Source organism: Nitrospirota bacterium, assembly GCA_013388455.1.
In the GTDB taxonomy this organism is placed as follows: Bacteria; Nitrospirota; Thermodesulfovibrionia; order Thermodesulfovibrionales; family SM23-35; genus JACAFF01.
Genome location: JACAFF010000022.1, coordinates 1 through 21455 on the forward strand (window position 1 = coordinate 1; position 21455 = coordinate 21455).

18 protein-coding genes are annotated in these 21455 nt (G+C 37.0%); 1 reads left to right on the top strand and 17 read right to left on the bottom strand.

Annotated elements, in window-relative coordinates:
• Window positions 1-389: 389 nt before the first annotated feature.
• The 12 genes from HXY53_04855 to HXY53_04910 all read right to left on the bottom strand — a co-directional run bounded on the left by HXY53_04855 (window position 390) and on the right by HXY53_04910 (window position 13226).
• Window positions 390-2063: a hypothetical protein gene (locus HXY53_04855; GenBank protein ID NWF75890.1), complete on the bottom strand. Its 1674-nt coding sequence runs from the start codon at window positions 2061-2063 to the stop codon at window positions 390-392.
• A 21-nt stretch (window positions 2064-2084) separates the two neighbouring features.
• Window positions 2085-2753 carry a hypothetical protein gene (locus HXY53_04860; GenBank protein ID NWF75891.1) on the bottom strand — a complete coding sequence of 223 codons (669 nt, stop codon included), beginning with the start codon at window positions 2751-2753 and terminating at the stop codon, window positions 2085-2087.
• A gap of 266 nt (window positions 2754-3019) precedes the next feature.
• On the bottom strand, window positions 3020-3844 hold the full coding sequence (locus HXY53_04865; GenBank protein NWF75892.1) for a hypothetical protein: 825 nt from the start codon (window positions 3842-3844) through the stop codon (window positions 3020-3022).
• Between the two features lie 134 nt (window positions 3845-3978).
• Window positions 3979-4770, bottom strand: a complete 792-nt coding sequence (locus HXY53_04870) for a methyltransferase domain-containing protein (GenBank protein NWF75893.1) — start codon at window positions 4768-4770, stop codon at window positions 3979-3981.
• A gap of 64 nt (window positions 4771-4834) precedes the next feature.
• The gene (locus HXY53_04875) at window positions 4835-6508 is read right to left on the bottom strand and encodes a DUF2142 domain-containing protein (protein NWF75894.1); all 1674 of its coding nucleotides are present in this window, start codon (window positions 6506-6508) and stop codon (window positions 4835-4837) included.
• Window positions 6495-8063, bottom strand: a complete 1569-nt coding sequence (locus HXY53_04880) for an NAD(P)/FAD-dependent oxidoreductase (GenBank protein ID NWF75895.1) — start codon at window positions 8061-8063, stop codon at window positions 6495-6497. The genes HXY53_04875 and HXY53_04880 overlap by 14 nt, the downstream gene beginning before the upstream one ends.
• Before the next feature lie 76 nt (window positions 8064-8139).
• A complete protein-coding gene (locus HXY53_04885; protein ID NWF75896.1) occupies window positions 8140-8532 on the bottom strand; it encodes a hypothetical protein in 393 nt (130 codons plus the stop codon).
• A gap of 39 nt (window positions 8533-8571) precedes the next feature.
• Window positions 8572-8895 (bottom strand): hypothetical protein, encoded by a 324-nt coding sequence (locus tag HXY53_04890; protein NWF75897.1) that lies wholly within the window; start codon window positions 8893-8895, stop codon window positions 8572-8574.
• A 104-nt stretch (window positions 8896-8999) separates the two neighbouring features.
• Window positions 9000-9398 (bottom strand): HEPN domain-containing protein, encoded by a 399-nt coding sequence (locus HXY53_04895; GenBank protein ID NWF75898.1) that lies wholly within the window; start codon window positions 9396-9398, stop codon window positions 9000-9002.
• Window positions 9383-9733, bottom strand: coding sequence for a nucleotidyltransferase domain-containing protein (locus tag HXY53_04900; GenBank protein NWF75899.1), 351 nt, complete (start codon window positions 9731-9733; stop codon window positions 9383-9385). The genes HXY53_04895 and HXY53_04900 overlap by 16 nt, the downstream gene beginning before the upstream one ends.
• 95 nt (window positions 9734-9828) lie before the next feature.
• A complete protein-coding gene (locus HXY53_04905; GenBank protein NWF75900.1) occupies window positions 9829-10620 on the bottom strand; it encodes a glycosyltransferase family 2 protein in 792 nt (263 codons plus the stop codon).
• A gap of 71 nt (window positions 10621-10691) precedes the next feature.
• Entirely contained in the window at window positions 10692-13226 is a 2535-nt protein-coding gene (locus HXY53_04910) for a sulfatase-like hydrolase/transferase (GenBank protein ID NWF75901.1), read from the bottom strand.
• A gap of 71 nt (window positions 13227-13297) precedes the next feature.
• Here HXY53_04910 and HXY53_04915 point away from each other — a divergent pair, with 71 nt between their 5' ends.
• Complete coding sequence (locus HXY53_04915; GenBank protein NWF75902.1) at window positions 13298-14422, top strand: sulfotransferase domain-containing protein; 1125 nt, start codon at window positions 13298-13300, stop codon at window positions 14420-14422.
• On the opposite strand, the gene HXY53_04920 is transcribed toward HXY53_04915, so the two are convergent.
• From HXY53_04920 to HXY53_04940, 5 genes are all read right to left on the bottom strand, one after another.
• Window positions 14419-14655 (bottom strand): hypothetical protein, encoded by a 237-nt coding sequence (locus HXY53_04920; protein ID NWF75903.1) that lies wholly within the window; start codon window positions 14653-14655, stop codon window positions 14419-14421. The genes HXY53_04915 and HXY53_04920 overlap by 4 nt on opposite strands.
• A gap of 141 nt (window positions 14656-14796) precedes the next feature.
• Window positions 14797-16080, bottom strand: coding sequence for a glycosyltransferase family 4 protein (locus HXY53_04925; GenBank protein ID NWF75904.1), 1284 nt, complete (start codon window positions 16078-16080; stop codon window positions 14797-14799).
• Window positions 16061-18958, bottom strand: a complete 2898-nt coding sequence (locus tag HXY53_04930) for a glycosyltransferase (GenBank protein NWF75905.1) — start codon at window positions 18956-18958, stop codon at window positions 16061-16063. The genes HXY53_04925 and HXY53_04930 overlap by 20 nt, the downstream gene beginning before the upstream one ends.
• Window positions 18959-20563 (bottom strand): ABC transporter ATP-binding protein, encoded by a 1605-nt coding sequence (locus tag HXY53_04935; protein ID NWF75906.1) that lies wholly within the window; start codon window positions 20561-20563, stop codon window positions 18959-18961.
• Window positions 20564-21334, bottom strand: coding sequence for an ABC transporter permease (locus HXY53_04940; GenBank protein ID NWF75907.1), 771 nt, complete (start codon window positions 21332-21334; stop codon window positions 20564-20566).
• Window positions 21335-21455 lie beyond the last annotated feature (121 nt).

The following is a 21455-nucleotide window of genomic DNA, read 5'->3' on the forward strand; positions in this document are numbered from 1 at the left end:
AGGACATAGTATTTAACCCGAAAAATGCAATTGAATAATGCAGATGTTGTGAGAAAATTTATTTTTCGATACCTTAGTGTACCTTTAACTAATGGTTTTACGAATATTTTTATTCATTGAGCGAATCTGAATAATTTAATAAATTCATCGAGTTAAAGAAATTTTCGAGCAATGTCTGCATTATTCGGGTTAAGCGGATTTATTTTGCCGATATTCATAATCCCTCGGAGGTCAAAAACCGAGAATGAGCAAAAATACTATGTCCTGTCTTATTAACCATAGTTTATGAATAATCAGGGTTAGAAAAAAGCATAAAGATAGGGGAGGCTTTATTTATTACAAATAAAAAAGGCAGGGCAAAAGCCCTGCCTTTTTCTTCATTTCAGATATTAGATCCAGCTTGGAGATGTACCGAAGCTGAGAACGGTCATTGGTGTGGTTGAGTATAGAAGATCATTTGAGTTGATCGAGAATGCCTCAACCCATGGTGCGTAGTTGGTAACACCGTTTCTGGTTTCAGCTACTGTGTCATGGTCAGCATCAGCAGGACCCAATGCGCCGGCTTCGTCAACTGTTACATTATAGTTCCATACGATGTAGCCTTCTATATGAGTTGTCGGGCAATAAGTCAGGGGTTCAGAGATATTTACTTCAGGCACCAATTGTGGAGCTGTCGGCAACCCAGGAGATATGAATTTCCCGATTGCAACACCACACTCTTCTTCATCGTTGTTATACATAGCATCAACTGTCACCTGAATGCTTGCATCTACAAAGTGCTTGAGCGGGAATGTTGATGCAAATGTTGTTACAGGAATGCCTGGAGTGCCAGAACCATAATTCCAGTAGTGGCTTCCAACAGTGCTTATAGCACCATTGAGAAGGCTAAAGGTTCCTGCATTCTGTACATCTACGTTCAGAACTGCTGCTTCAATAGTCCCGTCTCTAACATAGTCAATAAGTACACCAGCGGGACCATCCTGTAGCCAAACAATATCTGCAAGAGTAGGCCCGTAGGTCGCTCCAGCGCCAACCCTATTAATAACGCCAACAGAGTTGTCATATGTGCAGTAATTCATATCATCTGCACCGGTAACAGGTGCGGTTGTATCAGGTGCACCATATGCCCAACCTTCCTGAAAATTGGCTATAGCATCAACCCTTGTTATTTCAGCTGAGTAATTAATTGCATGGACTATAGCTAAATTTGCAGAAACAAGCGGTGAATTTTCATCTCTTGTCCAAATAAGAGGCACTGCATTCTGAGAAGCCATCCTCGATATCGTTACTGTGGCAGGATCATAATCAACATAGTAAACCCTTCCAAAGAGAATATTGCCAGGATAATCCCATGGACAGTTGTCAGCAGCGTCACCTATATTTACGTCACCTATACCGCCGTCAACGTCAATTTCATTAATAGTATCTCCGTCTACATCAACTTGTAATGTTCCGTCAACCCAGTCATAGAGGAGATATTCGCCTGATAAAATCATTGTCTCTGTGCAGGTTGGGGTTAATACAAAATTACCTTCCAGTATTGCCTCCACATATCCTTCCCTTGTCTGGGCAAGGGCTTCATCTGCTGTTAATGTTGTATCGCATGTCATAATGAGTGATGTCATGTTAGGAAATGTTGATGAATCGAGGACATAACAGTCATTCGTGCCATCACCATCCCTGTCGAAGTTCAGTGCAAATCCGGAAAGTGTTAATGTGCCTGGATCGCAGGATGCCCAGACTGTTGAGTTTGTTGTCGGGTCCTGATATAGGTCAAAAGTAAATACGTCATGTGGAGAAAGTACTGCATCAAAGTCGAGAAGCTCGATGGATGTCTGGCCAGTCCTCACTCTAATGTGAGACTGGACATAATCATTAGCTGTGTTGGTTAATGTGAAATAATTGTCTGTTAGCCCTGGACCACCTTGTGCCTCGGTTCTAATATCATAATAGCCATATAGTACTTTATCAGCCAGGAAATCCATAGAAGCCATTGCGGTAGCAGACCAGAGCATTAAGACAGTTATCGCAAGTGTAATTGCTAATAACCTTGCTTTCTTCATTAAAAAATCCTCCTTTCTTTATTAGTGCTGCTTTGAGGCTTTTTCTTCCGGTTTTTTTGTATCAGGAAGATGCCTCCAGGTATCATTTTCTTTGATCCACCTGTCTGCAAAAAATCTTACTGTATCTAACTGTGCAGTCTTGAAACCCACACTCGCCCTGATTATCACCTCCTTTTCATTAATTTTTTTCACCCCGAGCGCTCTGATTCCCAAAAGCTTTACCGAACGACCGAACCTCTCTTTATACATCTCGGGGTCTTTCGCATGGACCTTTCTGTAGTCCTCTGATTCTAATTTATAAGCATTTTCGTAATCACCTTTTTTTATAGCACCCCAGTATTCGTCAAAAACCTGTACAAGTGGCTTGTACTCTTCAGGTATCTCAGGCACAATAGGCTTTGCAGCTTTTTTGATGTCGTGCCATACAGGCTTATGAACATGCTCAGGCTTTTTGGTTTCGTCTGTCTTATGCGTATCCGCTGGTTTCGTATCCTCTGCTTTTTCTGTTTCCGCTGGTTTTTGAACTTCGGTTGATTCTTCAGTTTCCACTGAACTGGACTCCATTGCCTTTTCAGTTACTGCTGGCTGTTGTGTCTCTGCTGGTTTTTCTATATTTGCAATTGCAAAACTGAACATAAAAATTGACACCATTATAAATATGATAATAGTATAATTTATTATTCTTTTCATTAATAACATCCTCAAATCTATCTGTTAAATTTCAGAAAATTATAGATAAAGCAATATTTAATGTCAAGCTTTTTTTATTATTAAATTTTTTCATATTTCGATAATATCAAGAGATTAATCTTCTCTCAGCATGTTATTTTCAATATAAGTTATTTAAACTCAATCTATAATAAGCAAAATACGAGCCAAAAGACAAGCATTAATTTAAGCCATTTTGATTGTTGTTATGTATTAAAAAAGTCTTTAAATGATGAAAATATACTACACTACTTCAGTTCTACTCCAGATAATTGGCTAATTCCATCTTTAATCGGCGATGTAAGTAATAATATACCATTCACAAACACAAGCGGCCCCCTTGGTAATTTCAGGGTTGAAGCCAGTTCCATATCAGCCTTGACATCTCTTTCTTCACATCTTTCTAAATCTACACCCTGAGACTTTAAAAAATCTATCACACCTTCCCTGTTCTCGCCCCATAAGGGTGACACATCTGATAGAACAGTCAAACCTTTTTCAATATTATCCCCTTTGTAACAGCTCAGTGCAAAAAGTCTGTTTATATCTCTTGTAGTTGCTGGCAGAAATTTTAGAAAAATTACTATCCTGTCAGAATTTTTTGTATATATTTCGTAAAGCTCTTTCCATATAGCTAAAGACACATTTGTCCCATCCAGCCAGAAAACAATTTTTACCGGTGCCTCTGTTTTCCCGATCCTGTATTCATCATTCAGTTTCATATCTTCAATCGGTATCTTCCTCGGAATCATTTCACCAACGGTCTTTCTCGTTAGGTTCTCACCCTCAGGATTAAAAATCGTCCCTGCAAAATATAACTTGCCGTCATCAGACTTATAGAAAAGCACAGGGATATCTCCAACCGAAGTCCTGTACCATATACGTATCTGCTTCCAGTTGCTCACAGGAGACTCCTCCGGTGGTTCAACCTTGATTATTTCTGTCTTTTCGCCAAGCACCTTTTTAACAACAGACATTAATGCTTCATCCTTCACCTCTCCAGCACAAAGCATATCCGAATAAAGGAAAACCATCAAGATGATGCATACTGCTGTTAATAGAAAACGTTTCATTTAATCTCCTTTCCTCTTTTTAAGTATTGTCAAAAGTTTTTTCTCAAAAAGACTTAAAACCCTTAATTATCAATAATGTATTACTTTCTTAATCAAAGGAAAACTGGTCAGATTAGCGTGTCCATAGGAATATCTCAATGTAAGCCCATCTTTTTATATTCCTCCAACAATGTCCTGTATCGTTCATCATCCGGTTGAAGCTCAACTGCTCTCTGTGCATGATATATACCATATTCCGGTGGTGCACGAAATGTTAATACATTCTTTGCAAAACTATAGTGTGAAAAAGCTGCCTGCACAGGGTCATCATAGTTAAAAACATCATCATTTTTTTCATCGTGAATAACAAAATCAAAACTTTCTTCCCAGTATAACTGGACACATGTAATATTCCGGAAAGCAGTATGAGCACAATCGAATAAATCAAGATTCATCCAGACCTGTGGCAACATGAAATTCATGAAAGGAGAATCAATAAACCTCCTTCTTTCAAAGTGCAGTTTACCGTCTATCAAATCCACAAGCCAGCGATGTGAAGGATGACCTGCATAAAATTCGGTCCACTTCCGGGGAGTTTCGATATATCCTCGCTTTGCAACCCTCATAAGTTCTGCACACGCAAGTGCCAGGTCATTTACATGTTCAAGGACGTGTGAACAGAATACAAAATCAAAAGATTTATCTTTAAAAGGAAGACAGACAATATCTCCAGCAATATAATTGTGAATCCTATCCCTGAGCACGGGTTTTCCGTCTCTCTGGCTACCTTTAAAGATGTCCTTTTCCAGAATAAAGTCTGCCCTGCTAAATGGCTTATGGCCTCCGCCAACATCAAGGACGAGTTCACCTTCTTTAATAGAAAACATCTCGACAAGGATGTCATGATACTCAGAAGGATAATTCGTGCCAAAGAAATTCTTTCTCATGTCTTTGATAATTTATATTATAATTATATCAAGTTTTTTCACACGTCTTGAATTTCACCATTTCTTACCAGTAGTATCTTCTCAGAAGCACATACACAGAACATGACAGAACAAAAATCATGTAGACCGCTGATGCTAAGCCTAATATTCTTTCATTCAAACGAATCCTTCGATTATAAAAAAGTAGAAAGAAAAGAGGTGCTATCGGAATAAAATACCGCCCCTGTATTCCCCGGATGATACTGCTGCCAACCTCTGTCCATGATAGGTACATAGCGGTATATATGAGGAGTCCTATTAAAGTAAAAACAGCAAACAGAACCAATCTGTTTTTGAAATTTATCTGTATGTCATTTTGACTATCAAGAAGAGCAACCGTTATGAGCACGAAATAATATGACCATATCAGCCAGTCCGGCAAAGGGGTATCAAGCCATCCTAAAACTCCGATAAAATGTTTGAGATATTCTTGGCCTGATAGTAAAGTAGTTTGAATAATTATCCTGAAAAATTCTATGAGATTATTAACAATAAAAAGTAACTGTTGCTCTGGTTTAACTGAGGCAATAAAAGGATATGAGACATAGATATCTTTAGTAAAAAAAGACCAGAGCCCCAGAAAAATACTATTAACTAACAGTAATGATATGAATGTCACATAATAGAGTTTTTTTGATTTGAACTTGCTCACTGGAATGAGAAAGAACAAAAAAAGAAGTGGCAAATAAACGTATTTTGAAAGCGTAACAGACATGGTTAGGAGTAATAAAATAAAGATTTTGATCTTACCTATTCTCTTGCCATCATTCAGGGCATATTTGAGAAAAACAGCAATCAGCAGGAAGGACATCGCATTAGTGAAGCTGTCTGCTGAAACTGAAGCTGCCTGTGAAAGTGACATTGGAGTGAAGGCAAGAAGAGGAAAAAGCCATTTTGAAGAAGGTAAAATTCTTATTGCAATATACATAATGAAAATCCATACAGTTAGATTAGCAAGTCTTCCAAGATACATAAGAAACAGAGGGGAAAGATTTAATATTTTTCCAACTTCAATTCCAAAAGCTTGAGGTATATATGGCAAAGGAGTATATAATGCTGTATTATGAAATTTTGCAAACGACTTATTTTCAGGTTCAAGTGGATAATTAAACATAGTAAACAGAATCTGCAATCCCTGTTTCTGTTCTGGATGAAAGGGAATATCACTTGTAACTTTTAGATATGTGTCTGTAAGCGATGCTGGTAAAAATGCTCCTACTTTATAGATGGTGGTTATATCACGTATTTCTGCAAGAACTTCATCTCCACTAATCTTTTTTAGCAATGCTTCGTATTTAAGCGTTTTATTATCGTCAATTATCTGAAATTGAAAAACCTGTTCTTTGGCCTCATCGATTGCGCAATGTGTAAAATACATTATCTTATCTGCTACGGCGGGAGGTACGGCTTGAGATACTTTTTTTCTTATGCCGGAGTTTTCATCTTTTTCTGGTTCAAGTTTTACGAATGTCCCGTCTTTCTTGATTCGGAATATTGCATCTGGGGGCAATTTATTGTAATGAAATTTGCTGGCTAATATAGCAAATTCCGAGACATGATACGCACGGAAAAAATGACTTGGCTCCTCTCCAACCTGAAATGGTGGAGTTACGACTAAAAAAAGAAGACCGAAAAGTATTCCAATAATCAAAAAAACTTTCTCAGGTCTTAGAGCAGTTAATTCTTTACCTTTCTTCATGATATTCTTCTTCTGCATTCACTGCCCAGATATTATCTTTTTTTGTAACACCCTTTATTATATTTTCCACAGCTACAATAGCCGTAAGCATTGAATGATCCATGTTGTTATATCTGTGCATTCCGTTTCTTCCAATTAGAAATAGATTTTCGAAACTATCTACAAATTCCCTGATTACATGAAATTTATCATATGAGCCAAAATATGCAGGATAGGTCTTTTTCATTCTTATAATTGTGCTATCAAGGACATCTCCTTTTTCTATGATCTCGATTTTAGCCAATTCATCTATTGCAAACTTTTTCAAATCATCATCTGGCTTATTCCATAGTTCATCTCCTTCAGTGCAACAATATTCCAATCCAATCCAGACAGTATTTTCGTCCTTAACCATATAAGGGCTCCAGTTATTAAATATCTGGATTCTGCTCAGTTTTACATCATGTTCCTGAACGTAAATCCAGTTATCAGGAATTATGTTATTGATTGTCTTTATTTTTGTTTCATTCTTTATTTTAAGTTTCCTCAAAAGCAAACCAACTGTTATGAAATCACGGTATATCAAACCATCTGCTACCTGCCGAACTTCTTCAGGAACATTCTTATTAAAGGCCTGTATTAAATCTTTAACAGGCATTGAGGAAAAAAAATAATCCCCTTTTACAGTTTTCACTTCACCGGTGGAACAATCCTCTATCTCTGCCTCAACTATTCTGCTGTCACGATAGTTTAAACCTATAATTCTATGTTTGAGATATATTTCTCCTCCTTTTTGTTTCACGATCCTTGCGACTTCTTTCCATAGCTGTCCGGGCCCGAATTTCGGATACATAAACTGCTCAATAAGACTGGTCTCAGTTTTTTTCTGAGCAATTGAAGAATCCTTTGAGAGGATGCGACTGACCGCATGGAGAACTGCCTTTGTGACAGATAAACCCTTTATTCTTTGAGCACCCCATTCAGGCTTGATCCTGTTGCAGGGGACTCCCCATACTTTCTCTGTATAGTCTTTGAAAAAAGTAAGATAAAGCTCTTTACCGAATCTGTTGATAAAAAAATCTTCAAGAGATTTTTCGTGTTTGATTGGAAATAGCCGAATTCTGACATAACTCAGAAAAATTTTAATAATGCGAACCACTCCTAAATTTAAAAAAGTATTGGAATACAAAGAAACAGGGTAATTAAAAAATCTTCGCAAGAAAAATATTCGTGAGAGACGTCTGCGAATGAGCATTACTCGATCTGTTTTTTCAGGATCAGGACCTTTTTGAGAAAGCGGGATATTTCTTTTAAGGATGATATCATCTCTTGACGGAACTCCTTGTAAAGGAAGGATATTCTGCCACCACTGCATAACCCTGTCGGATTTCGAAAAAAATCTGTGTCCGCCTATATCTATTCTGTTGCCTTTATAGTTAACAGTCTTTGAGATTCCACCAATATCACTGCTCATTTCAAAAATGACGGGCTTTATATCAGTCTTTTCAAGCAGTTCATACGCTGCTGTCAGCCCAGTAGGACCCGCACCGATTATAATGGCCGTTCTCTGACTCATAATCACTTATTCTAACGGAATAATATGAACTTTCTTGCTCCAAAATTCCACAGAAAAACAAAGGGGGTAGAAATTATTATATTTTCTCTTTTGGATAAATGCTGTCAGTAATATCTCTGATGCTTATGTCCCATTTGAAGAGTTTCTCATCGTAATTGCCGGTTTTCTTAGCCAGTACATTAGAGAGAAGATAAGCCTCATGGTTAGTTTCCCAATCAGGAATATTTAATTCAGGAATCACCCTGCACGGGAACTCCATGTTAGAATACATAATTTCATAACCATTCCATCTATTCAGAAGAATTTTCCATGCCTCATCAGAGAATCTCCAGAAATCCCATGGCTTTTCATGTAGTGGAAAAGTCTGCAAGGTATTAATAAACAATAACCCATTCGACTTGAGGATTTTATTGATTTCTAAAACTACTTTCCATGGCATTGCCAGATGTTCAAAAACTGCTTTGGACATTACGACATCAAAATGATCACGTGGGAAAACAGAACTTAATTAATGTGCATCACATACAATATCAACATTTGGACCTTCATGGATATCAAGGCCGGTATATTCATGCGGGAAGTTAAGTTCAAGCATATATCGCAAAGCCTCTCTTGTAACAACCCTTGAACCCAGCTCCAAAATACGTGGATTTTCAATTTCTCCTATCTTTTCTTTAAAAAGCGAAAGAATATTTATTGATGTTACTTCTTGAGTGTTAGATACAGGGTTAACCTTTTCGCTTTCAAATTTATGGCTTAATTCTAAAAAAGATCGTGCTAAGGTCTTTCTAAAACCATAATTTTTGTAATACCTGATTATTTTTCTGATCATTGTTATAACTTTCAGTAAACATTTTCTTCTTATCTGAGTTAAAAAGACTCACATATGCCCATTTTTATAGAGTCTTGTATAAAAAGAATGCAATCTTCGTTATATCAGAAAATATCTTTTATTTTCGTGACAAATATCTCAGCCTTTTCTATAGCTTCATTGGACTCATCAGGGGTAAATGATGTTTCAGGGTAATAATCCGCCTCTTCTCTTAGTTTCATTAATCTTCCGATGATCTTTCCGATATCAATTTCCACATCTTTTGTCTTCACATAATAAAGGCTGAACATCCTTTCCACACCTTCATGGCTTTGAGGTACCACACCTTTCATAAGAAGAGCAGCCTTTGCAGAGTGATAAACAGCATAATAGGCAGATGCAATACTTTTATAATAAAAGCCGCTCTCATGCAGAACTTTAGCTGCCTTAAGTTCATCCATTGCACGTATAAATTCATCCTGCGCGAGTAGTCTACCTTCTTCCTTACCTATTCTCTCGACCATATCACTATACCCTCTTTTTTTACTCTCATGAGAAAGGTACTAAGCCTTTCTCTGAAGTCTGCCTCTGAAACAAAAATTGCTGATACTATGACGTCATTAGATAGTTCATAGTTATAGATAATGTCACTAATCACAAACCTTGTTGACCGGTCTATATTATTTTCTGTAATAAACAGAATATCTATATCAGAGCCCTCAAGGCTCCCCCCCCTTGCTTTTGAACCGTATAAAATAACTTTTTTTATGGGATACTTAGACGTGACCTCGTTAATAATACCTTTAAGGGCATGCTGCTCATTATAATTAAGAGGGATATCTTTAGTTACAGAATACATGGTTAAAGATTATAGCAGACTGACATTTTAGTCAACTAATGTTACTTCTTCATATTGCATAAATGACCGAAGGCCATAGATTCAGGCAAAAATTTTTACATCTCTGTCTTAAAAGGAAAATGCTTCAGATAGAAATTTATCAAACCTTTATAAAATTCCCATTTCTTCCTGAACTTAAGAGTCTCGACTGTTGCCCCTGCATGATGAATCATCCTGACATCAGTGCAAAGATATATCTTGTAATCTGTATTTTTGTAAACCCTATAACACCAGTCTACATCGTTATAAAATATCGGGAAACGTTCGTCAAACGGTCCCACAGCATCCCAGCATTCCCTTTTAATTAAAATTGCTGAAGCCATTGGCTGAGGAACATAACCGCCTTTCAGATGTTCCTCTTCGATCAGCTTCCATCTCTTGAAATGACCTAACTTGTTAATACGAAGTTTCTCAAGTATAAGAGCAGCCGGCGTTGGGAATCTCCTGCAGGAAATCTGGAACCTGCCATCAGGGTAATAAAGCAGTGGCGCTGCTGCTCCAGCATCTTTATTTCTTTTCAGGCACTCTGCAAGTTTTTCTATGGGGTCTTCAATAAAGATAACGTCATTGTTAAGGAGAAAAATCATTTCACCATTTGATGCCTCAACCCCTTTGTTTACTGACCTTGCAAACCCTTCATTAAGGCTGTTTTTGATTAGCTTAACTTCTTTAAAATTATTTCTTATATATTCTGCTGTGCCGTCTGAAGAAGCGTCATCCACAACGATTATTTCCGTCTTCAACCTGCTGCCCGATTTAAAGATGGATATGAGGCATTCAATAAGGAGTGCTCGATTATTCCAGGAAGGTATGATGAGAGAAACCAAAGGCTCTGAATTATCAGTCATAATGTTTAGCGAGTATCCTGTGCCGAATGCTTTCTCGTTTCACTCGCAATGGCTCCTCCTTATCGCTGGATTCAGTTTGCGGATTTCTTTATCCCTTTATAGCCTAAGGAACTTGCGAGTTCAGATGCAAAACCTTTCTTTGAGATAGCAAAAATACGGACATCTGCATTATCTATGTTATCAAATATCATAGATGAAAACACATAAAAGAATCCTGACTTCATCAATGCCTGATTATGAAAATAATCGACTACATCAGGCCTATTAGCATTACATTTCCCAGAATAGAAAAATTTGCCATTCACAAATATCACAATCTCATCCGGTAGTTGTGCCTGTTTAACTTCAGCAGCCCAGCCATAGAATATAACCTCGTCATTTTTCAATTCCACATTATCAATAGCACCTTGAATAGCATTTGGGACTATCTTTAAAGAAGTGCCTTTTGAGGAGGTTAAAGTATTAGAAGAAAGGGAATAGGCAACCAATTTTTTTTGTCTGGTATTTAAAAGTTGTATTTCCCCCCCTTTATTTTTTTGAATCATTAAGACTTCAACTTCATTATTGCCTTCAATAAAAGCTGTCTCAGGCACAATAAATGAAAATTTCCTTTTTTGCTTTTCGTCTTCATATATTTCTGATACTGCTACAATTCTATTATTTATGGCAATAACGAGTGGCAAACGCCCAATTTTTCTCATTTCTGACACAATCTGTCCTGTGATAAAGGCTGGAACAAATTTTGCCTTTTTTGAGACATTGGCGAAAAGAAACTCATCGTCAATCTTAACCTTAAAAGGTGCATCTCCGATTATTCCAATTTCGTTAACGTTTCTCCCTATAAGTTCACAATATTTACCATATTTGTATATTCCATCTGGCCTTGTTGTTCCAGAACCAAAGATCGCAAGCTTACGTTGCAGTGACAAATCAACACCTTTCAAAGGAACATCAAATACAAACTTCTCATAGAAGGGATTATAAATAATCTTTTCTGTGCTTTCCGGCAGAGATTCATCAAGAGCTGATCGCCCGTCAACTTTACAAGGCATCTGAATATCAAGCACATCTGCTATAGTCGGAAGAATATCTATTGACTGCACATTCCGGTCACTGATAACACCTTCCTTCTGATATGGGACTTTAATCAATAAGGGTGCAAGAAGTATGTCAGGGGGATATCCATTTTTTATATTACGTCTCTGTTTATTGGGCCAGAAACTTACTCCATGATCTGCTGTTACTACAATTAACGATCTATCAAATATTCCAATTTCCTTAAGATGGGTTATTAATTCTCCGAGCAATTTATCGGTAAAACCAGCTTGTAAAAGGTGACGCTGATATCCCTGTAAAACCAGCGCTTCATTATTACTCCATCGTTCCATCTTTATATCCAGCCCGGGGACATGAAATCCACTTTCAGCGTACTGTCTGCCAGAAGGAAAATAATCCCATGGCACATGAGGTAGAATACTGTGTATAAAATATAATGTTGGCTTATCTGTTGCACTAATTGAATTCACAAACTCTCTGAAAATCCTGACACGGTCTTTATGCTTCGGTTTTGTCTTTTCAACATACCCTTCATACTCTTTCTTAGTCGCAAAAATTTTCGCATCTCCTAAAAAATCTCCCCATGTTTGAGTTACAGGCGGAAGCCAGGAAAGCAAATCAGACGGAAAGATTATGTGAGGACTTACTACTAATAAATCGACCCCCAACGATCTAATTCTCTGAATAGAATTCATCTTGTTCTTGCAGAGTTCATCAGGACAGAGCAGGGTCATAGACTCAATCGCCTTTATTTCATAAGAACCTCCCAGGAGGGTAAAAATATTGCATGGATGTTCATTAACAGTCGGGATGAGATAATGATCAACATAAGAACCAGTGAGTATGGCCGGGACTGCTGAATCAGTCATCTCGGCAACAGTGGTATTATTGCGAAACCAGTATGACTGTTTTGCCAGTTCTGCAAAATGCGGATAGCGAATTGGATCTATCTGATATTTTTCATCCATGAGAGAGATTGTTGAAAATTCATCGAATACCACCATGATAACAGGAGTGTCAGAATTGACCGGTGAATTGATTTTATATTGTTTATTTTTCTCAAAAACAATCTTATTAACCGGCGAATTGAATAAAAGCAATAGGGGAAAAATCAGGATCGACGGGGACAGAACTGTGAGAAAGAATCTTACTGCTTGAAAACGGAAATAAGAGAAAATTGCTACAATTCCAAGTATCGCTGCAATTAGAACAACCACCACACCTGATAATTGATTTATATGCTTTAAACCCTGGATAGCAAATACTGTAATTAAAATCAGAATAATAAGCCCGTGCATTCCTTTGCGCACTTTCATTCCTGCTAAGCCTGCAATTGCTTCAAGCGCAACAAAAAAAAACGGTACTGCAAAGCTGAGAAAGATAATCAAAATAATTACATCAATTGGTTTTGCCTGATGGGCAACTAAAAACTCTGCATGCCGGGAAAGCAGGTCATAAATTGGTTGTGCAATGGCAAAACTGAAAAGAACAAAGACGTGCAGGGCATTTATTAAAAAAGAGGAGTGTCTCATATGTAAACTATCTTTCATCTGCATTTCATTTTTGCACTTATCTGCTTATAATAAAAAAACTTTTAATAAAACTCAAATGGGAGATAAGGGTGGATGTTATTATTTTCTTGAAATTTATCATCTACGTATTCATCACACTTTTTTCGCTTTTGATTCTCGGCAGTCTGTACTTCAAATGGTATTTTTCATGGGAGCTGGGTAACAGACGAGGGATGAATTATTATGGAAAGCCTCTTGCAACAAGAAGGGCATTCAAAAGAAAAATAAAGACCCATGCAATCTTTCTAAAACCCATTATTTTCATTGAAGCAAAATTGCGCAGACTGAAAAAGAGTCAGAACATTGCTTCCATTGAATATAATGGAATCTATGGTCCAAGCTATAGTTGCAGTCTGGAAAGTTTTCAAAAGGCTTCTGAATATCAACCAACGGAAAAAGATATATTTGTTGTAACACAAATGAGATGTGGCACTACATGGATGCAACAGATCATTTACCAGATACTGACCAGAGGCAATGGAGAATTTAATGATAATAGCCATCTTCATCTTTATGCCATAAGCCCCTGGATAGAGGCTCTGGACAGCGTTCCGATAGAGCATGCTCCGCTTATTGGTTCAAGCTCTAAGAGGATCATAAAAACCCATATGCCAACCATTTTATGTCCTTATGAAGAAAATGCAAAATACATATATGTAGCCCGGCATCCGGTCAGTTGTTTCAGAAGCATAGTAGATTACTTCCATTTAACAGCAGGACCATTTACCCCACCTGATTCGGAAATTGCAGATTGGTTTTGTAGTAATCGTATGTGGTGGTTACCCTGGCCTGAACATATATCAGGCTGGTGGAAATCAGCACAAAGTAAGCAGAATATCCTTTTTCTGCATTTTGAAGAAATAAAAAATGATACTAATAATATCATTCAGCGTGTCGCTGAATTTCTTGGTGAAGATTTAGACTCAGAAGACATTCAAAAGATTATATACAAATCAAGCTTTCAATATATGAAGAGTAACGAAGAATATTTTGAAATGGTTCCACCGAATCTATTTACAGTAGCCGGTAGTTATTTCAGGAGTGGAAAAATTGACAGTAACAAAGATGTTTCGGAGGAAACTCGTAAAAAAATATTAAACTTCTGCAAACAGGGGTTGTACAACTCTTCTTATCCTGTCGAAAAATTTTATCCGGATATCGCAAGGGTTAATTAATCCACTTTCTTTTTACTATCTGACTTATCAGGATTGTTAGTGTCTTTCTTTGCGTAACCGAACAAAGCAAGAAATTTTCTTCCGAAGAACTTGAAGAAAACCACCACACTTGCCAATGCCCCCAGCAGCATCTGCCAGATCATACTACCTGAACCCGGGTCTAAATATGCATAAACCGGTCTTGTAAAAAAGAGAGATACAATTATCACTACGGCGATGTAAATTTTTATCATTATTCTCATCATTTTTGGAATTAATTTTGACACAAAATTATTATTTTTTCAAACCTGCGAATTGCTCCTGAAACAAATCCAGCAATAAGCGCCATACACTTCGCTCCTTCAGAATCACACATCTTTATCACTTGATTTGGTTTATACGCAATCCTTCCACATAATGAACCTGTAAATCTTCTCCATCTGTGATTCCCAGTCAAATTCAGAAATTGTCTGGAAGGCATTTTCTTTGATTGTCTTGAGGAATGTCTGATCAGCAATCAAGGCATGAATTTTTTCTGTTATATACGTTGGCGAAGGCTCAACAATAATGCAATTTACCCTGTCTTTCAGCAACCATGTGTTTGCGTAATTATGATTGGTGATAACAATTGAACCGCTTGCCATCAACTCCAGCGGGATATATGAAGGATGCTTTGTAAACATAAGGATAAGACCAAAATCACAGCTTCGGTAGAGTTCAGCCGTTTCCCTGTAACTTAGAAGTCCGAGATTGGTAATAACCTCTTCCACCCCATATTCTTTTGTATCCCATTCGCTTCCTGCGGAAACAATCTCGATATTCTCCTTCAGATGTTCCTTAATCTTCCGAGCAGTGGCTATAGCCAGCTCAAATGCATTCCTTTCATGATGTGGCCTTCCATAAAGAAAAAGCTTCATCTTCTCTGTTTTTTTGACTGATATATCAGGAGGATTTTCTTTTGGGAAAAATATGTGACGGTCAACAGCAGGGATGAAATATTCTGCACGCATTCCATATGTTTTAGTAACGAAATCATATAGACCCGGCGTATTCACTATACCGTGAAAACCAAATCTATAAGTAGCCTCTGACATAGCATAATATGAACCTGCAGGATAAAAAAGTGGCTCATAATCCTGCATGAAATAAAATTTTCCGAGAGTATTTTTGAACTTCATGAGCTGATACGCAGATGTCCAGAGTGTTGCCACAGAAATATCCGCATAAGGAACAACATTGATATGCGGACCCTTGTAAATATAAATTTCCTCTTTTGCAAGTTGCGGGAATGTTTCTTTAATCTTACTCCTGATTTCTTCTTCATCAATGTAAGGATTATCATAAAGCACCAACCTCGTTGTTAACCCCTTTTCTCTGGCAAAATAATCTGCAAATCTGAAGATAGTATATATACCTCCATAATATGCGTGAAGGAAATAAGGAATGAACCAGTTGATGCTTTTTATTTCAGGTTTTTTTTCCTCGAATTCAGACATAAGCTTTCTATTCTGCTCAAGCTCTTGAACCGAAAAATCAAGTGCAGCTATGAGATTAAGCGTTTCAAGGGTTTTTGCTGGCTTGTCCTGATTTTTTGTAAGCTTATAAAGGACTCTTAGAAAACCGTTATATCCTTCATTTTTGATAATGTCTAATGCCCTTTTAACCTTGTCCCATTGCATGTTCAATTATCTCTTTCAAGACTGCTTCTTCATTATTTGCCTTTAATGAACAATCAGTCTTTAAACGGGTGAGATTAGGATTATAATAAGGATCTCCACCATTTATATATTTTTCATAAACATTCCATGACAATCGAAAATCATTAATCGGGATATCGCCACCTCTTGTAAGGGCTTCATGATGATATAGTTTTGCAAAGGGTGTATATATTACCCTATATCCATTCTGAATCAATCTGAGGCATATTTCGACATCACTTCCGCAGAGAGTAAACCGCTCATCAAAGCCTCTTAATTCTTCGAATACATCCCTCCTCATCATCATGCAAGCCCCTGTGACAGCAAGGTAGTTGCGAACAAAATCCACAGAGCCAAAATTAGTGTATGCATCGTCAGACATCTTACTGAAAACATGTCCTGCAAACCCTGTCAATCCAACAACCACTCCTGCATGTTGAATAGAATTATCTGGAAATAACAATTTACATCCAACCGCTCCGACCTCTTTTCTCATGGCATGCTCAAGCATTGATTCAAGCCAGTCTTCAGTAATGACTTCTGTATCGTTATTAAGAAATAATAAAACCTCACCATCTGATTGTTTTACACCAAAATTATTGATTGCTGAATAATTGAAGGTCTGATTGTAGTGAAAGATTTTTATCTCATGAAGTTTTTTAATACTGTCAAGATAATCGAATAATTTTTTTTCGCTGCTGCTATTCGATATGAGTATAAGCTCATAATTCTTATATGAACTTTTCTGTATAATGCTGTTAATACACTTCTCCAGAACCTTATGCTTATCCCTGAAAGGTATTATCACAGATACCTTTGGATTACTACTTAATAAATATCTTACCCTGTAATTTGTCATTCCGGCACCGTCTTCAACATGGGCGTTGATATTATTTCCCGAGAGATATTCCCTTAATGCCTTCTTCCCGGATTCATGTGCATAATCTTTTACATATATGTTTTGTGCAGTGGATTCAGCATGCATTCTCCAGTGATACAACACTTTAGGCACATGAACAATACGAGATGTCTGTGATATACATCTGAGTATAAGATCGTAGTCCTGAGCACCATCATATCCTTCGCGAAAACCGCCTATACTGTCTAAAATATTCTTTCTTATTACCATCAGATGACATACATAATTTACTGACATTAGTAAATCCGGTGACCAATCAGGCTTGAAAAAAGGTTTGCATCGCTTTCCTGATTCATCAATCTTGTCTTCATCCGAATAGACAATATCAATCTCTGGCATCTTATTCAGAACTTTCACTACTTCAAAAAGGGCGAAAGGAGTAAGCTCATCGTCATGGTCGAGGAATGTAATAAATTCCCCTGTTGCCATCTGTAGTGCCCTGTTTGAATTCCCTGCAATGCCGTAGTTTTTCTCAAGAAATGTGACTTTTATTCTTTCATCTTTTATTGAGTATTCTGACAGGATGTCTTTTATATGAGGACTATCCGAATTACCATCTACAACACAAAGCTCCCAGTTATCATATGTTTGAGACACAACAGAATTTAACATTAATATAAGCATATCTCTGTCTGTATTGTAGACCGGAGCGATAATGCTTATCCTGGGGCGTAAGGAAAAATGTAAGGACTCAGTCTTTTGAGACTTAAGCTCTTCTGCATCAGGCTCTTGGATTGAAATCCACTTCGAATATTCATTGTCAACTTGTTTAATAGGCTTGAAAAAACTTTTACGCTTTAATGGAAAGATTATTTTTTCATATACCTTCTTTCTATTTGAGCCGGGCGGTATTAATCTATCCCTTATTCTCCTCACTCTGGTCAAGACCCTCCACCCAATGGTATTAACCATCATATGTATCTCTCTTTCGAGGAGGTCTACTTTTTCCTCGAGGAATTTTTTCATGCCTTCGAGGGATGCGATAGTATCCTGAAGTATTTTATTGGTAACTTTCTGATGTTCGAGTTCATCTGAAAGATTAATGATCTTCTTTTCTGCATTGTGTATTTTCTTTTCTGCATCACGTATTCTATTTTCAGAAACTTCTATATAGTCTTTATACTTTTTCTCCAATTCCCTGTAATGTTCGAGACTTTTAAGAAATTCCTTCTCGACTGTATCACGTTTTTCCTTCAGGTGTAATATTACATCTGTGTTGATCTTATCTCTATGTTTATAGAATATTTTGTCGTAATATTTTTTTCTTTCAGACGGTCGCTGTGAGATCTGGGAATCTTCATCCCAGAAAATATATTTCACTGTTACTTTTTGTATGTGGGAAGGGGTCGACTTTTCAGTAATCCTTAACAAAAGATCCCAGTCTTCATACAGCTCGAATTCCTCGTCAAAGCCACCAGAATCAAGAAGTATTTTCCTGCTGAATATAAGGGTAGTAAGAGGGATATAGTTTTCTGTTATTAAATCAATATAAGAAAAATCATAAGAACTGAAAACCCCCAATTCAGTGTCTTCTATGTTTCCTGTTTCGGAATCAAACTTTCTTGCAATCTTCATTGCATCTGAGTATGCAATTTTATCATTCCTACCGGTAACAGCCGACACAAGTGTTGAGACATGTTCCGGGTAATATTCATCATCATCATCCAGAAAACATATATATTCGCCTGAGGCGTGTTTGATTCCTGTATTACCTGCAAAGGGCCTTCCGTAATTCATCTCAAGTTTTATATAATTCAAAGAAACATTACCCAGAATGCCTTTGAGTTCTTCTATCGGAAGGTCACACCCACCATCATTTACTATGACTGCCTCTATAGGCCGGTAAGTCTGCAATGCAATGCTTTTGCAAACAATTTTCAGGAGCTCTGGCCTGTCTTTTGTTCTTACGATTATTGATACTAAAGGATTATCTCCAGTCATTCAGTGAGGCCTCTTTTGTGCAATTATTAGTGCGTAGGTATGCTCGAAAATACCTTTTTCTATCTGAACTTCTTGAAATTGCAATATAGAGTTTATAAGGGCTAAGTCTCTCTCATTCTCTGGGTTCAATCTGTCTACTATCTTATCAAAAAGAAGGTCATGCAATGGACCGCCCAAATATCTTATGGTGAGAATATCAAAATATTTTTTAATTAAAGGCATTATATGCAACGAATTTATTGCTGTTTTTCCAGTGCTAATTTGTAATGAATTTTCCTGAATATCTATGTCAGTTCCATACAACATAGCCCGGTAAATCATGTCAGCTATTTTTATTTCCTTATCAGACCATTGAAAATTCTGGGGCCCTATATATTCTAAAGCAATAATAAAACCCTGTCCCTTCAGAATATGATGTATTTTAGACAGAAAAGCTTCAAGATTTTCTATATCACTTAATACATCTATACAGAGAAATAAATCATAATATTGTTCTCTAATAGCAGAAAATCTCTTTGTTATATCTGTAGATGTCACTGTGATGTCAATAGTATCAAATGACCTGCATATATTGAATAAAATGAAATTATTCTCAATACCTTTCAATCTCTTGCAAATACTTAAACCTTTTCCAAGAGATTTTATCATTTGCTGTTTTCTCAGAAAATCATAGAAGTGTATCCCTGGATCTCCGGTAATCATCTCCTCAAAATTACTTATTAAAGGAGGTGAATCCCACCACGAAACAGGCCGTTTTGCTGACTGATTTTCGACTGCATTCTCCGGGATTTCAGGTACAAGTTTTTCTATATTCTCTTCTCCAATACTTGTTGGTTGCTCTTCAATCTGTTGCGTATTTATCTTTATTCCTGAAAACTCCATGTATTTTGTTATCACCTGCCTTGGGCTACCGATTTCCATTATGCTGCCGGCTTCAATCCATGCCGCCCTGTCACATAACCTTTCTATCATCGTCATATCATGACTGACGATGATAATCGTAGTCCCTGAGTCTTTGAATTCCATAATCTTTCTCAGACATTTCTCCTGAAAATTCAGATCTCCTACAGCAAGTGCTTCGTCTACGAGCAGTATTTCAGGCTCTACATGAACAGCTACAGAAAATCCGAGCCTGACATACATGCCCGATGAATAGGTTCTCAACGGCTGATAGATAAATTCCCCAAGCTCTGAAAATTCAATGATGCTATTCATTGCTTTAAGCATAGTATCCCTTGTGTTTCCCATGAGTATGCCATTAAGGATTATGTTTTCAATACCAGAGAGGTCAGGATGAAAACCAGCTCCAAGTTCGAGTAAAGAGGATATTTTCCCATTCTTTATAAGGAGACCACTGTTCTGTTTAATCACACCTGCAATAAGACCAAGGATTGTGCTCTTGCCGGAGCCGTTTTTTCCGATTATGCCGAAAGTTTCGCCTTTATAAACTACAAAAGATACGTCTTTTAATGCTATAAACTTAGTCTTTTTTAGAGATGCAATACTTCTGGGGAGATTGAACAGAAAAGACTTAAATCCTGCGGTGATATGCTGATAAAAAGGATATTCTTTGTAGACATTCTCAAACTTTACAGCAATATCCATCTATAAAACCTCAGCAAATCTCCACCTCAGTCTTTTGAAAATGAAATAACCGATGGCAAAAACGATTAGAGAATAAAGAAATGCCATAGCGATATCTCCGGGATTAATTATTCCTCTCATGAAAAGGTTCCGCCAGCTCACCATGAGAATAGATAATGGATTCAGTAATATCAGTCCTTTGAAATTATCAGGAACCATATTTTCCGCATATATAATAGGCGTGATATAAAACATGAGCGTTGTAATAATAAACACTATCCTTTCAATATCTCTAAAGAAAAGATTTATCGAGGAGACGGCAACAGCAAAACCAAACGTTATTATAAATTGTATTATTAAAAGAATAGGAATACCAATTAACCACATCAAACTCGGTGTTATTCCATAGAAGAATACGAATATTATTATTATTGGTATAGAGAGAATAAAGTGAAGCATATCATTCAGAACAGTAGCAATAACGAGCACTTCCCTTCTGAAGTTCACTTTTTTGATCAGCGGAGCATTTCCTACAAGTGTCATCGCTGAACTGTTTACAGAGTTTGAAAACCACTGCCAGGGGAAGAGTCCTGATATAAGAAAAAGCGTGTAGTTTTCGATCTGGATCTTCATGAAAATCTTAAATGCTATAAAGAAAACCAGAGAGAGAGCAAGCGGGTTTGCAATAGACCAGAGATACCCCAAAAAACTTCTTTTATACTTAACCTTCAGTTCTTTCTGAGTAAGTGCTATAACTAAATCCTTATAATACGTAAACGAGCTTTGTTTCATTTTAGTAATTACATTTTACATGAAATAATGACTTTAGGGTATCAAACATCTTCTATCCTTATGAGGAAAGGAAATGAATTAATGAGGTATTGAGTACAGTAATTAATCTCAGGACTTCGTT

Excerpts from the sequence above, each read along its gene's own strand:
- HXY53_04855 (NWF75890.1), bottom strand. The coding sequence starts at position 2,063 with ATGAAGAAAGCAAGGTTATTAGCAATTACACTTGCGATAACTGTCTTA.
- HXY53_04860 (NWF75891.1), bottom strand. The coding sequence starts at position 2,753 with ATGAAAAGAATAATAAATTATACTATTATCATATTTATAATGGTGTCA.
- HXY53_04865 (NWF75892.1), bottom strand. The coding sequence starts at position 3,844 with ATGAAACGTTTTCTATTAACAGCAGTATGCATCATCTTGATGGTTTTC.
- HXY53_04870 (NWF75893.1), bottom strand. The coding sequence starts at position 4,770 with ATGAGAAAGAATTTCTTTGGCACGAATTATCCTTCTGAGTATCATGAC.
- HXY53_04875 (NWF75894.1), bottom strand. The coding sequence starts at position 6,508 with ATGAAGAAAGGTAAAGAATTAACTGCTCTAAGACCTGAGAAAGTTTTT.
- HXY53_04880 (NWF75895.1), bottom strand. The coding sequence starts at position 8,063 with ATGAGTCAGAGAACGGCCATTATAATCGGTGCGGGTCCTACTGGGCTG.
- HXY53_04885 (NWF75896.1), bottom strand. The coding sequence starts at position 8,532 with ATGTCCAAAGCAGTTTTTGAACATCTGGCAATGCCATGGAAAGTAGTT.
- HXY53_04890 (NWF75897.1), bottom strand. The coding sequence starts at position 8,895 with ATGATCAGAAAAATAATCAGGTATTACAAAAATTATGGTTTTAGAAAG.
- HXY53_04895 (NWF75898.1), bottom strand. The coding sequence starts at position 9,398 with ATGGTCGAGAGAATAGGTAAGGAAGAAGGTAGACTACTCGCGCAGGAT.
- HXY53_04900 (NWF75899.1), bottom strand. The coding sequence starts at position 9,733 with ATGTATTCTGTAACTAAAGATATCCCTCTTAATTATAATGAGCAGCAT.
- HXY53_04905 (NWF75900.1), bottom strand. The coding sequence starts at position 10,620 with ATGACTGATAATTCAGAGCCTTTGGTTTCTCTCATCATACCTTCCTGG.
- HXY53_04910 (NWF75901.1), bottom strand. The coding sequence starts at position 13,226 with ATGAAAGATAGTTTACATATGAGACACTCCTCTTTTTTAATAAATGCC.
- HXY53_04920 (NWF75903.1), bottom strand. The coding sequence starts at position 14,655 with ATGATAAAAATTTACATCGCCGTAGTGATAATTGTATCTCTCTTTTTT.
- HXY53_04925 (NWF75904.1), bottom strand. The coding sequence starts at position 16,080 with ATGCAATGGGACAAGGTTAAAAGGGCATTAGACATTATCAAAAATGAA.
- HXY53_04930 (NWF75905.1), bottom strand. The coding sequence starts at position 18,958 with ATGACTGGAGATAATCCTTTAGTATCAATAATCGTAAGAACAAAAGAC.
- HXY53_04935 (NWF75906.1), bottom strand. The coding sequence starts at position 20,563 with ATGGATATTGCTGTAAAGTTTGAGAATGTCTACAAAGAATATCCTTTT.
- HXY53_04940 (NWF75907.1), bottom strand. The coding sequence starts at position 21,334 with ATGAAACAAAGCTCGTTTACGTATTATAAGGATTTAGTTATAGCACTT.